Here is a 14416-nt window from a genome sequence, read left to right as displayed (position 1 = left end):
TGGGTGGCCAGCCAGGCCTGGAGGCCGACGAGGCGGTCGAAGGCGTCGGTGGCCGCCTGGTAGGGACTCTGGGAGAGGGCAGGCGGGGCCTGCGGGGGCATCGTATCCATGCTGCGTCCTTTGCGTGGGAAATCCAGCGCAGCAGTGTAGGAACGATCAGCAGGAGGGTCCGTCGGCGTGGAGCGCGCGGAGACTGGGCGCAATGCATCCGAGGCCTGTCAGGCCGCAACGCTCGCGCATAAGAAAAAACCCCGGAGACGCTAGGCCTCACGGGGTTATCCAGCCCGAAGCCGGAAAGGGAAATGGCCTTGCCTGCTTTGCTTTGGGCACCGCAGGTTTCGGCGAGAGAGATGATAGTTGGCCGACATTGCTAAAGCAATATGTCAGGTACGACTATCTAACTTATTGATTTACTTAGTTCGAAGCGAGTCCATCTTTTTCTGGCGCCGCTCGTTGCGGGGCAGGCCGTAGTCGTTGTCGAAGAGGGCCGATTCCCAGGCGCCGTAGGTCGGATTCGGCAGCACGAACCAGCGCTCGCCGATCCAGGCGGTATAGGGCGCCATGGCTTTCGCGCGGCCGTCGGCGGTGTTGCCCGGCACGTTCGCGAAATCTCCGATCTGGTCGCCGAACTGCATCAGCACCCGATAATCACGGGCCACGAGCTGACGCCGGCAACCCTTTTCGCTACCGACCTGTTCGCAGCCCTCGACGAAGGTGCCCAGGCCGAGGAAGGACTGTTTGCCGGCCACGGGGAAGCCCGCGGAGCGCAGGTTGGCGAGCGTGGCGTCGTCGAGGTCTTTCGCGCGGTTGGAAATGTAGATCACCGCGATGCCATGGTCCGCCGCGAACTTCGTGAACTCGAGGGCCCCCGGCAGCGGCCGGGCGATGGCCTCGTTGCACCAGGCGGCCCACTCGGCCTCGTTGAACTCCCCGCCGGAGCGGATCAGGCGCGCCTGGTAAGGCGAGTTGTCGAGCACGGTCTCGTCGATGTCCAGCACCACGGCCGGTTTCCGCCCTTTCAGCGACGGGTGGGCTGCGCGATCGTCCTTCGGCAAGGCATCCCAGTTGGGATCGTTCTTCGCCTTGAGAAGTTTCTCCCGCGCGTCGCGGAAGGTTTGCAGGTAGATGAAATCGTGCTCGCTGGCGTTCTGCGACCAGGCCACCGCGTTGAGGTTGTCGTCGGCGGAGGGCCCCGGGACGGGAGCGTCGGCAGGCGCCACGGCAGTGGTGGCGGGAACCGGTGCCACGGCCTGCGGCGCATGGGCGCAGCCGGCGAGGGCAAGGACAGCCGCGAGCGCGGCCGGGACGAACTTCATCATGGAAACCCCTGGCAAACAGGCATCGCGCCCGTGGGGCGGCGATTGTCGGGGCAGTTTACGACAGCATGACGACGGCGACACGCCTCTGGCGCGAACACCCCGCGTCCTGACAGACTGCGCCCTCATCCACGACGAGACCGCTCATGGAAGCCGCCCCTTCGCGGACGCACGCCGTGCGCATCGCCAGTTACATCGCCGCAGGACTCGGCCTTTTCCTCGTCCTCTATCTGCGCCTGCTGCCCGCCTTGCTCGCGGGCCTGCTGGTCTATGAGGTCGTGGTGTCCACGGCCCCCCTGATGGGGCGGAAGCTTTCGGGCGACCGTGCGCGCGTACTGGCCGTCGCCCTCGTCGGCGTCGTCGTCGTCGGTTTGCTCACCCTGCTCATCCTCGGCGGCATCAGCTTCTTCCGCAACGAGATCGGCAATCCGGAAGACCTCTGGCAGAACAAGCTCATGCCCGTCGTGGAGCGCGCTCGCCAGCAACTGCCGCAGGCCGTGGTCGACCGGCTGCCGGACAGCGTGGACGCCCTGCGCATCACCGCGATGGACTGGATGCGCTCGCACGCCGTGACCCTGCAACTGGCCGGCAAGGAGGCCGCGCGCGTCCTCGTGCACATCATCATCGGCCTGGTGCTGGGCGCGATCATCGCGCTGAGCCGCGCCCGGCCCACCCACCAGATCGGTCCTTTCGCGGCGGAACTCAGCCTGCGCAGCGCCCGGCTCGCCGATGCCTTCCACAACATCGTCTTCGCCCAGATCAAGATCTCGCTGTTCAACACGCTGTTCACGGCGATCTACCTGCTCTGCGTATTGCCGCTGTTCGGCGTGCACCTGCCGTTGACGAAGACGCTGATCGTGATCACCTTCGTGGTCGGATTGTTGCCCGTCATCGGAAACCTGCTGTCGAACACGGCGATCACCATCGTCGGCCTGTCGGTATCGTTGTACGTGGGGTTGGGGGCGCTGGCCTTCCTCGTGGTCATCCACAAGTTCGAATACTTCCTCAATGCGCGCATCGTCGGCGGCCAGATCCGCGCGCGGGCGTGGGAGTTGCTGGTGGCCATGCTGCTGTTCGAAGCCGCCTTCGGGCTTCCCGGCGTGGTGGCCGCACCGATCTTCTACGCGTACCTGAAGGCCGAACTGGAAGCGGAGCGCTTGATCTAGCGTTCATCGCCATGCTGCTGGAATCGCGCCACCTTCGAGGAGTTGCAACCTATGGCGGGCATCCCGCACGACCCGCGCAGCATCCGGATCGCCACCTACGTGCTGGCGGCGTTGGCGCTGTGGGGCATCCTGATGCTTCACCTGGTCTCCGCCCTGCTCGCTGGACTGCTGGTTTACGAGGTGGTCGAGGCGCTCACGCCGTTGATCCGGCGTGTCATTCCCGGCGAGCGCGCGCGGCTGATCGCGGTCGGGGTCGTCACCGTGGTCGTGGTTGGCGCGATCATCCTTATCGTGGTCGCCGCCTTGTCGTTCTATCGCCGCGATATCGGCGATCCCCAGGAGCTATGGGACAGCAAATTGCTGCCTCTGCTCACCAAGGCGCACGAGCAGTTGCCGCCATGGCTGACCTCGCGGCTTCCCGACAGCTTCGTCGACTTCCGCGAACAGGGCATGGCCTGGATGCACGAGCACTCGGGTGACCTGCGCCTGGCAGGTACCACGACCGCACGCGTGTTCGCGCACATCCTCATCGGACTCGTGCTCGGAGCGATCGTCGCGGTGACCCATGGTGCGGGCGGACGGCCTGCTCAGCCGTTGTCGTTCGAGTTGGCGACGCGCGCCATGCGGCTGGCCCACGCGTTTCACAACATCATCTTCGCCCAGCTCAAGATCTCCGCCATCAATACCGCGCTGGCTGCGATCTTCCTTCTCGTCGCGCTTCCGTCCTTCGGCGTGCACGTGCCACTGGCGAAGACGATGGTGCTCGTCACCTTCGTGACGGGCTTGCTGCCGGTGGTGGGTAACCTCATTTCGAACACGCTCGTGACCATCGCCGCGCTGTCCGTTTCGCTATGGGTGGGCGTGGCCGCGCTGGGCTTCCTGATCGTGGTGCACAAGCTGGAGTATTTCCTCAACGCGCGCATCGTCGGCGGCCAGATCCGCGCGCGCACGTGGGAACTGCTCGTGGCGATGCTGGTGTTCGAGGCGGCATTCGGCCTGGCGGGACTCGTGGCCGCGCCGATCTACTACGCCTACCTGAAGAGCGAACTGGAAGCCGAAAAGCTCATCTGAGCGGGCGCCGGCTCCGCCATCAGGCGCCGCCGGCCAGCATCGCCCTGATCCTCGCCATGTGCGTCTCGGCGGTTTCCTTCTTCACCTCGGCGTCGGCATCGGGGTCCTTGCCGTCCCAGTGCAGGTCGTCCTGCGGAAGTTCCTCGAGGAAACGGCTGGGATCGTTGTTGAGGATCTCGCCGTACTTGCGTGACCTCGCCGCGAACGACAACGTCAACATCTCCTTGGCCCGCGTGATGCCCACGTACATCAGACGACGTTCCTCATCGAGGCGTCCCTCGTCGATCGCGCCTTCATGCGGCAGCGTGCCGTCTTCGCAACCGACGATGAAGACGAAGCGGAATTCCAGCCCCTTGGCCGAATGCAGGGTCATCATGCGTAGCGCATTGCCCGGGTCGTCGCGGTCGGCATGGCTGAGCAGCGCCAGCTGGGCCGCGATATCGCCGGTGCGGCCGCCATCCCTGCCCATCGCGCGGAACCAGTCCACCAACTCGCGCAGGTTGCCGAGACGGCGTTCGCGGAGTGTCTCGTCGGGCGTGGACGCGGCGATCTGCGCGCCGTAGCCGGTTTTCTCGATGACGATGTTGACGAGCTCGGCGGCACTCTCGTGGACGGCGTGGCTGCGCAGTTCGTCCATCAACCGGGCGAAGCCGGCCAATGCCGATGCCGGGCGTGGCGAGATATTCTTCAGTGCGGCGTCGCTGCGCGCGGCGTCGAGCAACGAGGCGTTTCGCGCCTGGGCCATCTGGCCGAGCTTCTCCAGCGACGTGGCGCCGATCTCGCGCTTGGGCACGTTCACCACGCGCAGGAAGGCCGCGTCGTCGGTGGGGTTGGTGAGCAGGCGAAGGTAACAAAGGATGTCCTTCACCTCCGCACGGTCGAGGAACGAGAGCGCGCCGCTGAGGTGGTACGGCACGCTTGCCAGGCGCAAGGCTTTCTCGATGGCGCGGGCCTGAAAATTGCCGCGGTACAGGATGCAGAAATCATCCCAGCGGATACCCTTGTCCTTGTACTTGGCATGCAGGTTCGCCGCGATGGCGGCGACGCGCTCGGCTTCGTGTTCGCTGTCCTTGCACTCGATGACGCGGATGGGCGGACCCTCGACGTGGTCGCTCCACAGCTTCTTCTCGTGCACGTGCGGGTTGTTCGCGATCAGCTGGTTCGCCGCGCGCAGGATGCGCTTCGCGCAGCGATAGTTCTGTTCCAGCTTGATGACGCGCAGCTGCGGGAAGTCACGGCCGAGCTGGTCGATGTTTTCCGGATTGGCGCCGCGCCATGCGTAGATGCTCTGGTCGTCGTCGCCGACGCAAGTGAATCGCGCCTTCGGGCCGGAGAGCGCCTTGAGCAGGCGGTACTGCGCGTCGTTGGTGTCCTGGTATTCGTCCACCAACAGGTAACGCAACCGTTCCTGCCAGATGGCGCGCGCATCGGCATCGCTTTCGAGGATGCGCAGGGGCAGGCGGATCAGGTCGTCGAAATCCACCGCGTTGAAGGCGGCCAGGCGTTGCTGGTAGAGGTCGTAGATCGTCGCCGCCTCGATCTCGCGCGGGCTGCGCGCCGAAGCCATGGCTTCCTCGGGCGTGAGCCCGGCGTTCTTCGCGCGGCCGACGAGGTTGCGGATGCCCTGGATGACCTCCGGCTTCACTCCCTTGGGCGACAGTTCCTTGATCATGTTGGAACTGTCGTCGGCGTCGAGCACGGAGAAACCGCGGCGCAACCGCGCGCGCTCGTGCTCGATCTGCAGGAACTTCAGGCCCAGCGCATGGAAGGTGCAGACGGTGAGCGCCTTCGCGGCATCGTCGGAGATGAGCCTGCCGACGCGCTCGCGCATCTCCTTCGCGGCCTTGTTGGTGAAGGTGATGGCGGCGATCTTTTCCGCGGCCAGGTGCCGGCGCGAGATGAGATGGGAGATTTTTTCCGTGATGACACGGGTCTTGCCGGAGCCGGCGCCGGCCAGCACGAGGAGGGGGCCGTCGCAGTATTCGACGGCCGCGTGTTGTTGCGGGTTGAGCATCGGGATCGGCCGTAGGACAGGCGGACGAGGCCACGGATGTTAGCAGGTGGGGAGGCGGGCCGTATGCCGGCCGGCGGGCTTGGCGGTACCATGCCCGGTCACGCACCGGACCGACCGCATGGCCAAGCTCTACTTCTATTACTCGGCGATGAACGCCGGCAAGACCACGACCCTGCTGCAAAGCGCGCACAACTACCACGAGCGCGGCATGCGCACGCTCATTCTCACGCCGGCGTTGGACCATCGCTATGGCGAGGGCATCGTGGCTTCGCGTATCGGCTTGCAGGCCCGGGCGATGCGCTTCGGCGGCGAGGACGACATCTTCGGCCTCGTGGAGCGGGATATCGAGCGCCGCGGTCCCCTGCACTGCGTGCTGGTGGACGAAGCCCAGTTCATGAGCAAGGCCCAGGTCTGGCAGCTTTCCGACGTGGTCGACCGCCTCGGCATTCCGGTGCTCGCCTACGGGCTGCGCACGGACTTTCGCGGCGAGCTTTTCGAGGGGAGCAAGTATCTCCTGGCCTGGGCCGACAACCTGGAGGAGATCAAGACGATCTGCCATTCCGGGAAGAAGGCCACCATGGTGGTGCGGGTGGACGAGCACGGCCGTGCGGTGACCCAGGGGCCGCAGGTTGAGATCGGTGGCAACGACCGCTATGTCTCCGTGAGCCGCGCCGAATTCAAGAGCATCACCGGCGGTGACGGCCGTATCGAGTTGCAGCAATCGGTGCTGCCTCTCGGAGAAAACGATACCGACGAAGGAAACCACGCGTGACCGAGACGACGCCCCAAGCCGCCGAATGGCCGCGCCCCTACTGGAAGCCGAGTGACGAGCAGGCGGTCTTGCTGTTCTTCGTATTCGGCGCCTTCGCCGAGGACCTGGCCATCCCCGCCGCCCGTTATGGCAGCCCGGGGCTGCCGGAGGGCGTGGAGTTGCAGCGCTTCCAGAATACGGTGCTCGCACGTTGGGAAGGCTACCCCCTGTCCGGCGCGCTCGGCGAACTCCTGCGCGAAGACAATCCGGAAGCCTTCCAGGCCGCCAAGGCCGCCCCGCATGTCGTGGCCATCCGTGGTCGCTTCGCCGATCGGGACCGGCTGGACTACCTGCGCGACACGCTAGGCGTGGTGGCCGCGCTGACCGATATCGGCGGCAAGGCGGTCGTCGACCCCCAGATACTCTCGTTGTTCGACGCCGCGGGCTGGCGCGAGCACTATCTGGTGCAGGGCGGTGCGCCCCCTCGCCACCACGTGTTGATCCTGTGCAGCCCCGAAGAAACCAAGGGGCGTTCATGGATTCGCACGCGCGGCATGCGCAAGTTCGGTCGTCCGGACGTCAGCCTCGTCAACGTGCCCGATCGTGAGATCGATCGCGCCGGCGCGTTGGCCGAGCGCTTCGTGGAGCTCGGCGCCCTGGGTGCGCATTTCGACCCGGCGCAGACGATCGAAGTCGATGGCGTGCCGGGCGGATTGGCGGTGACGTTGTCCGGCAACGAAGAAGACCCCGCCTTCAACAATTCCCACGCGGACATGCGCTGGCCGGACTGATCCGGTTCACGGCAGTTCGTCCGGCGCCGTGAGCGTGAGCCAGTTCACGAAGCGTGCGGCATCGCCGCGCTGGTAGAAGTCAACGGCGACGAAGTTCGGTTTGCGTCGTGCGGCGGGGCGGCAATGGTCGAGGTAGCGGCTGTGAAGCCGGTCGAAATCGTTGTCGCTGCCGGCATGGCTTTCGAACGGCGCTCCGTGGAACTGGTTCATCGTGAACAAAGGTCGCCAGCCGGGCTTGCCCGGGATCTCCCGCCGCGATAACGGGGTGTCCCAGCGGCTGCGACAGCTGTTGTCGTGGGTCAGGGGCGTCGCGCCGAGGCTCCAGTAGTTTTCCACGGTGAAGTCCTCGCTTGGCATGATGTGGATCGCACCCGCGCGGGTCATCAGGACACCACTGTTGTCGCGCTTGAGACTGAAGACGAGTACGCGCTGCCCGCTCTTGACGATGTCCTCGGGCGTGGGCCATTCCGGTGTCGGCCATGCATGGGGATCGAAGGTCTTCCCCGTCAGGTCCGGGGAATGCTCGAGTTCGGCGGCCAGGTCCTTCGCATCGGTGAAATCGTCGAGGTGCAGGCTGACGATCGCGTCGGGGTCCCTTTCCAGGAACGGCAGGAGCTCCTCGTTGACGAGGTCGGCGAGGGGTTGCGCTTCGCCTGTGCACAGGTTGTGACAGAGCCGTACGCGCCCCTGGCTGGCGTGCAGGTCGAGCATCAGGCCACGCACGCCTCCGGCAAGCTGCTCGCTCACCGTCTCGGTCTGGTTGGGGAACAGGCCATTGCTGGTGAAGGCGTTGTGGCTGGTCACCCAGCTGTAGCGGTCGAACGGCCGGCTCGTGTCGGCCGGCGTGTCGGCGAAGGCCGTGGCGGCCAGTACGCCAAGAGCGAGGAACGCACCGCGTCGTATGGTCGGGTTCGGGCGGGGGCTGTTCATGCGGAGCTTCCATGGCAGGGGCGTGTCATGGAAGTCTAGGAAGTCACGTCCTTGCCGCGCCGTAGGGCGCGGCCGTCATTTCACGTCGTCCTGCTACTTCTGGCAGCCCGGGCAATAAAACGAAGCGCGTTGGCCGAGGGTCACGACGCGGATGGCCGTTCCACATACCTTGCACGGTTCGTCGGCGCGCCCGTAAGCGAAGAGTTCCTGGAAAAAGTAACCGGGCGCACCGTCCGGCGCGAGGAAGTCGCGTAGTGTCGTACCGCCGCGGTCGATGGCGTGGGCGAGGATGCGCTTCACCTCCGTCGCCAGTTTTCGATAGCGCTCGCGCGATATCTTTCCCGCGGCGCGGCGTGGATCGATGCCGGCGGCGAACAGGGCTTCGCTCGCGTAGATGTTGCCGACGCCGACGACGACGGCATTGTCCATCAGGAACGTCTTCACCGCGGCGGAGCGGCCCCGGGACACGCGCCACAGCAGGTCGCCATCGAACGCATCGGTGAGGGGTTCCGGCCCGATCCCTTCCAGCAACTCGTGCGTTTCGCCCGGCATCTGCCAGAGCAACGCGCCGAAGCGGCGAGGATCGGTAAAGCGCAGCACTTGCCCGGAGTCGAACGCGATGTCGACGTGGTCGTGCTTGCCGATCGGCGTGTTGGCGGGAAGCACGCGCAGCATGCCCGACATGCCCAGATGCAATAGCGCGGTACCCGCCTCGGTTCGCAAGAGCAGGTATTTCGCCCTCCGCTCCACGCTGTCGATCACCTGTCCCGGCAGCAACGACGAAACCTCGGGAGGAATGGGCCAGCGCAAGTCCGGACGGCGAAGTACCACGCCCGTGACACGACGGCCCTCGATATAGGGGGCGATACCGCGACGGGTGGTTTCTACTTCAGGCAGTTCGGGCATGCGTGAAAGATGGGGCGTGCCGCCGCGTGTGGCAAGCGCCTGCCTACCGGGCGGTCGACGTGGTCGTCGGCAACGAGGCCGTCCGCGGCGCACGTGGCAGCGCCTGGGCGGGCACGAAGGCGACCCGTTCCGCCACGCGCGCATAACGCTGCTTGCCCAGGGCCGTCATCTCCCCGAACTCGATGCGGGTACCGTCCAGGATCAGGGTGGCCAGCGGCGGCGCCAGTCCGATCTTCGCGGCTTCGAAGCCACTCGCCGGTGTCCATGCCGACACCGGGGTCGCCGCCAGCGCGGCCAGTTCCTGCGCCCGTCCTTCGTCGACCGGACCCGCCAGGCTGGTCCAGTGTCCGTCACGCCGGTCGAACCGTTGCGCCGGCAGGCCTTTCAGCTCGACCTCGATGCTTTGCACGGCATCCGGATCGAGCGGGGTGAGCGTGAACGCGCGCGCCTGGGCGTCATCGGCGTGCCACTGCCACCCCACGGCGGCGACGAGGAATACGAGCAGGGCGAGGCCCGCCAGCCTGGCTTTCACCTCAGCGCCTCCGTCGTCGCCATGCGATGCCTACGCCGAGGCCCAGGAGCGCCAGCGGCAGCGCGACCAGGAAGCCCAGCGTGACCGCGTTGAGGCCTTCCTGGGAGAGCGAGATCACGCGATCCGGCGCCCCGCGGGCGGGCAGGTCCACGAGCACGTCGTCGCCCAGCAGCCAGTCGACGATGCGCTCGCCCAGGGCGCGGTTGCCGCCGTTGCCGACGTAGGTATTGGAGAGGAAGTCGCCATCGCCGACGATCACGGCGCGTTGTTCGCTCTTGGCCGGGCTGGGCGAGAGGCGGTTCAGGGCGAAGCCGAAGTCGAGGGGTCCCTTCAGTTCGCCCGCCTCGGGATGGAAGGCGACGGTGGAAGGCTTGTCGTTGTCGATGCCGCCGAATGCCGTCCAGCTGCGCTCGCCCGAACGCAGGAAGGGTACGACCGCCCAATCGTGGTCGGAGACCTGCGCGAGCGCGGATGCCTGGGGGAATAGCGTGGTATCGCGGAACGCCCGGGTGATCGCATGGAAGGGGTAATCGCCGACCACGACGATGCGGGGGTCGTCGACATTGAGTGTGCTTCCCTGCCCATCGACCAGTACTCCAGGAAGTACGCGAACACCCAGCACATCGGCGAGGGCGCCGGTGCCGAGGTCGTCGTTGCCGGGCTCCACCATCCACAACAGATTGCCACCGTCGCGGACGTAATCGACGAGCGCGCCGACGGTGGCCGCCGGCAGAGGGGCCGTGGGGCTGGCAAGTACCACGAGGTCGGTGTGCTCGGGCACGCCCTGTGTCTGACTGAAATTGAGCGGCACGGCGCGGATGCCGCGCCGCTCGATCTGGCTCATGAAGACGCCGACATCGGCGTTGGCGTGTCCGTCCGCCTGGCGTTCGCCGTCACCCGTCACGAAGGCGACGATCCGCTGGCCACCGCGGGCAAGCCGCTCCAGGGCGTTCGACAGGTTGCGCTCGTTGATCGGGCTTTCGACGCGTTCCTCGTGGCCCTGGTAACGAACCAGCAGCGCGCCGTCGCCGGCGATGCCCAGCTGGCGCGAGGCGGCGGGATCGACATCGGGGTCGACGAAAGACAGCGTCAGATCCTTCTTCTCGCGTGTGTAGCGTTCCAGCACGGCGGCGATCTGTTCGCGCAACGGGCCCGTCGGCGAGATGTAGCCGACGACCTCGACCGGGCCGCGCAAGGTATCCAGTACCGCGACGCTCTCGGGTGCGAGGCTGGCGCGCGCGCCTCGCGTCCAGTCGAAGGTCCATGCGTGACGCGAACTGAGGAAGCCGATGCAGCCGGTGGCCACGAAGAGGCCGAGCAGCACGAGCCAACGATCCAGGCGGCGCATCACTGGCGCTCCCGGTCGAAAGCCAGGCGGCGGATGGCGAGGCTCAGGGACAGGGCGATCGCCAGCACGAACCATGCAAGGTCGCTGGATGCGACCAGGCCGCGCAGGAGGTTCTGCAGGTGCGTCGCCATGGTCAGCCATTCGAGGAAGCCACCGCTCACGCCGGCGGCCTGCGCGCCGCGGTCGATCGTCCAGAGGGCCAGCGTCACGATGAGGGCCATCGCCGCGGCGATGGCGGGGAAGGTGGTCGCCGCCGAGCAGGCGATGCCGATCGCGGCCAGCGTGGCCAGCAAGAGGGCGGTGCCGAGGGTGGCGGAGGCGAGCTTGCCCCAGTCCGCCGTGGAGCCGAGGCCGACGACCAGCGGCATCGCCAGGGTGGCCAGCAACCACAAGGCCAGCCAGACGAGCACGGCCAGGTACTTGCCGAGCACGATGCGCCACGGCGGCAAGCCCGTGGAGGCGAGGAGGGCCAGCGTGCCGGCACGGCGCTCACCCGCGATCAGGGTCATGGTCATCAGCGGGACGACGAGGAAGGCGAGTTTGGCCAGTTCGGCGAGCAGGGGGATCGCCACGAGGTCGGTGAAGCCCGGGGCGTCCGCCACCGCGGCGAGCTTCACCTGGGCGCCGAGGAACTGGCCCAGGCCGAGCACGAAGGTCCAGGCCAGCCAGGCGATGGTCAGCGCGGCCAGCGCCCAGGCCAGCGGGCGGACGGCGAGACGCTTCAGTTCGAGACGGGTGACGGCCGCGACGCTCATGCCGCGGCTCCCGTGGCGATGCCGAAAAAGATCCTCTCCAGCGAGGCTCCGCCGTCTTCTCCCCTTAGCGGCGAATCATGGCGCAGGCGCCCTTCGTGGAGGATGGCCACGCGGTCGCAGACGGCGACGACCTCGGCGAGGACATGCGTCGAGAGGATGACGGCCGAACCGGCCGCGGCGCGCTCACGAATCAACTTGCGCAGTTCGCCGACCTGGACGGGGTCCAGGGCGTTGGCAGGCTCGTCGAGGATGATCAGGGCGGGGTCGTGCACCAGGGCGCATGCCAGGCCGAGGCGCTGGCGCTGGCCCTGGGACAGGACGCCGGCGAGGCGTCGGCGCAGGTCGCCCAGCTGCAGCCGGGTGATGATCGATTGCGCCGCTCGCTGCGCCGCCTGCCGCGCGGCTCCGCGCAGCCGGGCGAACGCGACGAGGTGCTCCTCCACGGAGAGTTCGGGCCACAAGGGCGCGCTCTCGGGGAGCCAGCCGATGAATTGGCGGGCGAGGGCGGGATGGGCGACGAAATCCCGGCCGTCGAGCTCGATCCGGCCGCGGTCGGGCCGGAGCGCACCGGAAAGCATCGAAAGCGTCGTGGACTTTCCTGCGCCATTGACGCCGAGCAGGCCCAGTACTTCACCGCGGTTCAGGGAAAAAGACACGTCCGTCACCGCTTCCCGGCCGGAACGACGTCGCGAAATGCCTTCGATATTCAGTAAATGACTCGTGCTCATGCGACTACGTCGGCGATCGTCGCGCTATGCGACGCATCTTGCGCCCAACGTGCGAGGCGGCCCTTGTCTCTCTGAACGGCTGGACGGGAAGTCATCGGGCGATTGTGCGCAATGGGCTCGCGATCCCACAACAACTCCTTTCACAATTTGCCGCTTTCCGTGCTGGTGGGTATGGATGTTGCTGGTTAGACTGGACTTGTACGCCTCCTTTCACTTCCCGCGCGGTACCGACTCGATGCTCGACACCCTGCTCGATTTCCTGGCCAACGGACTCACCCGCGCAAGCTGGGGCGAGATGCTGGTCTATCTGCTCGTGGTCACCCAGCTCACCATCTTCACCGTGACGCTGTACTACCACCGCAGCGCGACCCACCGTGGCGTGGATTTCCATTGGACCCTCAACGGCTTCTTCCGTTTCTGGGGTTGGCTGACCACCGGCATGGTGGTGAAGGAGTGGGTGGCCATCCACCGCAAGCACCACGCCAAGGTGGAAACCGAGGAAGATCCGCATAGCCCGCAGATCGCCGGCATCAAGAAGGTCTTCCTGGACGGCGTGGCGCTCTACCGCGAGGCCAGCTATAACAAGGCCGACATGGAGAAGTACGGCCGCGGCACGCCGGACGACTGGTTCGAACGCAAGCTGTTCGGCAGTCACCCCTACTGGGGTCCGACCCTCATGGCCATCATCGACATCTCGCTGTTCGGCGTGATCGGCCTGGCGATCTGGGCGGTGCAGATGATCTGGATTCCCTTCTGGGCCGCCGGTTTCGTCAACGGTATCGGCCACTGGTGGGGTTACCGCAACTTCGAGAGCTCCGACAAGGCGACGAACATCTCGCCGTGGGGCTTCTGGATCGGTGGCGAAGAACTGCACAACAACCACCACGCCTTCCCCAGCTCGGCGAAGTTCGCCCTGCGCAAGTGGGAGTTCGACATCGGCTGGGCGGCGATCTGCAGCCTGCGTTTCCTGGGCCTGGCCAAGGTGCTGCGCGTCGCGCCCACCCTGAACATCCGCCCGAACGTGCACCTGCCGGATGCCGAGACGCTGAAGGGCGTGCTGACCCTGCGTTTCCAGGCCACCACCGACTATTACCGCAACGTGATCCTGCCGACGATGCGCGAGGAAATGGGCCAGGCCGGGGACAGCATCAAGTCCGTGCCGCGTCGCCTGCGCCGTGCGCTGGCCGATGGTGGCCGCTGGCTCGACAACGACGCCCGCGAGCGCCTGCAAGCCGCCTTGGCGAACCGTCCGGCGCTGCGTACCGTGTGCGAGTTCCGCGCCCGGCTCGTGGCCCTGATGGAAGAGCGCGGTGCCGACAAGTCGCTCAAGGCCTTGCAGCAGTGGATCGTGGAAGCCGAGCAGAGCGGCATCCGTTCGCTGCAGCAGTTCGCGCAACGCCTCAAGGGCTATTCGGCGGTGGGCGCGTAACCCTCCCGCATAGGCTGAGTCACTGAAACCCCGCCTCACGGCGGGGTTTTTTTGTCCTCGCAATCGTCCGTTGTCACGGCTCGGCTTCGCCCTCGCGTTGGTCGTGTGCGGCGTGGCGGGAGCTGCCGGGTGCCACCCTCGGCGCGACAGGCGGTGCCGTCCCTTGGGAAGGGAAGCCGCTGCGCGGCCGTGTCTGATGGCTGGCGCCCCTTCGGGCTCGGACGGTCGGGCGGGGGTTTCCGATTCGGCTCCTGCCTCAGCGAAAACGATCGGCCGTCCAGGCCGATCCCCTACGGGCCTTGTCCGCCCGTCCTCGGCTCCTCATGTCGCGCCGAGGGTGACGACCGGCAGCTCTCTCGACACTGCGGTGGGTTGGTGGGAAAGAGCAACGCTCGCCACTTGCCGCATGCTTCCCACCCGGGTGAGGGCTCATACGGAGCCACAAAAAAACCCGCCGTGAGGCGGGTTCTTCGAAATCAAGAAGCGCTGCGCGTTGAACGCGGAGCGTTACTTGATCTTGCCTTCCTTGTATTCGACGTGCTTCCGGACGACGGGGTCGTACTTCATGAAGACCATCTTTTCCGGCGTGTTCTTCTTGTTCTTGGTGGTCGTGTAGAAATGACCGGTGCCCGCGGTGGAAATCAGGCGGTGCTTATCGCGCTTGCTTGCCATGGTTCGA

At 66.4% G+C, this 14416-nt stretch carries 14 protein-coding genes; 5 read left to right on the top strand and 9 right to left on the bottom strand.

Annotated features, from left to right (window positions below):
- Window positions 1–410 precede the first annotated feature (410 nt).
- Complete coding sequence (locus tag AB6730_RS12180) at window positions 411–1319, bottom strand: 5'-nucleotidase, lipoprotein e(P4) family (RefSeq protein WP_371023869.1); 909 nt, start codon at window positions 1317–1319, stop codon at window positions 411–413.
- 143 nt (window positions 1320–1462) lie between these two features.
- Here AB6730_RS12180 and AB6730_RS12175 point away from each other — a divergent pair, with 143 nt between their 5' ends.
- Together AB6730_RS12175 and AB6730_RS12170 are read left to right on the top strand one after the other, a co-directional pair.
- Window positions 1463–2482 carry an AI-2E family transporter gene (locus AB6730_RS12175; protein ID WP_371023868.1) on the top strand — a complete coding sequence of 340 codons (1020 nt, stop codon included), beginning with the start codon at window positions 1463–1465 and terminating at the stop codon, window positions 2480–2482.
- Between the two features lie 51 nt (window positions 2483–2533).
- Entirely contained in the window at window positions 2534–3553 is a 1020-nt protein-coding gene (locus tag AB6730_RS12170; protein WP_371023867.1) for an AI-2E family transporter, read from the top strand.
- 19 nt (window positions 3554–3572) lie between these two features.
- Here the strand turns inward: AB6730_RS12170 and AB6730_RS12165 are convergent, their stop codons facing one another.
- Window positions 3573–5567 (bottom strand): UvrD-helicase domain-containing protein, encoded by a 1995-nt coding sequence (locus AB6730_RS12165; RefSeq protein WP_371023866.1) that lies wholly within the window; start codon window positions 5565–5567, stop codon window positions 3573–3575.
- A 118-nt stretch (window positions 5568–5685) separates the two neighbouring features.
- Here AB6730_RS12165 and AB6730_RS12160 point away from each other — a divergent pair, with 118 nt between their 5' ends.
- Together AB6730_RS12160 and AB6730_RS12155 are read left to right on the top strand one after the other, a co-directional pair.
- Entirely contained in the window at window positions 5686–6339 is a 654-nt protein-coding gene (locus tag AB6730_RS12160) for a thymidine kinase (protein WP_371023865.1), read from the top strand.
- Window positions 6336–7109, top strand: a complete 774-nt coding sequence (locus AB6730_RS12155; RefSeq protein WP_371023864.1) for a hypothetical protein — start codon at window positions 6336–6338, stop codon at window positions 7107–7109. Before AB6730_RS12160 ends, AB6730_RS12155 begins: the two co-directional genes overlap by 4 nt.
- 6 nt (window positions 7110–7115) lie before the next feature.
- On the opposite strand, the gene AB6730_RS12150 is transcribed toward AB6730_RS12155, so the two are convergent.
- The 6 genes from AB6730_RS12150 to AB6730_RS12125 form a co-directional block, all read right to left on the bottom strand.
- Window positions 7116–8039 (bottom strand): hypothetical protein, encoded by a 924-nt coding sequence (locus AB6730_RS12150; RefSeq protein WP_371023863.1) that lies wholly within the window; start codon window positions 8037–8039, stop codon window positions 7116–7118.
- 93 nt (window positions 8040–8132) lie between these two features.
- The gene (gene mutM / locus AB6730_RS12145) at window positions 8133–8945 is read right to left on the bottom strand and encodes a bifunctional DNA-formamidopyrimidine glycosylase/DNA-(apurinic or apyrimidinic site) lyase (RefSeq protein ID WP_371023862.1); all 813 of its coding nucleotides are present in this window, start codon (window positions 8943–8945) and stop codon (window positions 8133–8135) included.
- 43 nt (window positions 8946–8988) lie between these two features.
- On the bottom strand, window positions 8989–9477 hold the full coding sequence (locus AB6730_RS12140; protein WP_371023861.1) for a hypothetical protein: 489 nt from the start codon (window positions 9475–9477) through the stop codon (window positions 8989–8991).
- Between the two features lies 1 nt (window position 9478).
- Entirely contained in the window at window positions 9479–10825 is a 1347-nt protein-coding gene (locus AB6730_RS12135; protein WP_371023860.1) for a GldG family protein, read from the bottom strand.
- On the bottom strand, window positions 10825–11580 hold the full coding sequence (locus AB6730_RS12130) for an ABC transporter permease (protein ID WP_371023859.1): 756 nt from the start codon (window positions 11578–11580) through the stop codon (window positions 10825–10827). Before AB6730_RS12130 ends, AB6730_RS12135 begins: the two co-directional genes overlap by 1 nt.
- Window positions 11577–12308 carry an ABC transporter ATP-binding protein gene (locus AB6730_RS12125; RefSeq protein WP_371023858.1) on the bottom strand — a complete coding sequence of 244 codons (732 nt, stop codon included), beginning with the start codon at window positions 12306–12308 and terminating at the stop codon, window positions 11577–11579. Before AB6730_RS12125 ends, AB6730_RS12130 begins: the two co-directional genes overlap by 4 nt.
- A gap of 235 nt (window positions 12309–12543) precedes the next feature.
- On the opposite strand from AB6730_RS12125, the gene AB6730_RS12120 reads away from it, so the two are divergent.
- A complete protein-coding gene (locus AB6730_RS12120) occupies window positions 12544–13737 on the top strand; it encodes an acyl-CoA desaturase (RefSeq protein WP_371023874.1) in 1194 nt (397 codons plus the stop codon).
- 507 nt (window positions 13738–14244) lie between these two features.
- Here the strand turns inward: AB6730_RS12120 and rpmG are convergent.
- Entirely contained in the window at window positions 14245–14409 is a 165-nt protein-coding gene (gene rpmG / locus AB6730_RS12115; protein WP_036109728.1) for a 50S ribosomal protein L33, read from the bottom strand.
- Window positions 14410–14416 lie beyond the last annotated feature (7 nt).

It is taken from the genome of Luteibacter sp. RCC_6_2, assembly GCF_041360655.1.
Lineage (GTDB): Bacteria > Pseudomonadota > Gammaproteobacteria > Xanthomonadales > Rhodanobacteraceae > Luteibacter.
The sequence above is the reverse complement of the archived record's forward strand: the minus strand, read 5'-3'. Positions and strand labels throughout refer to the sequence as shown.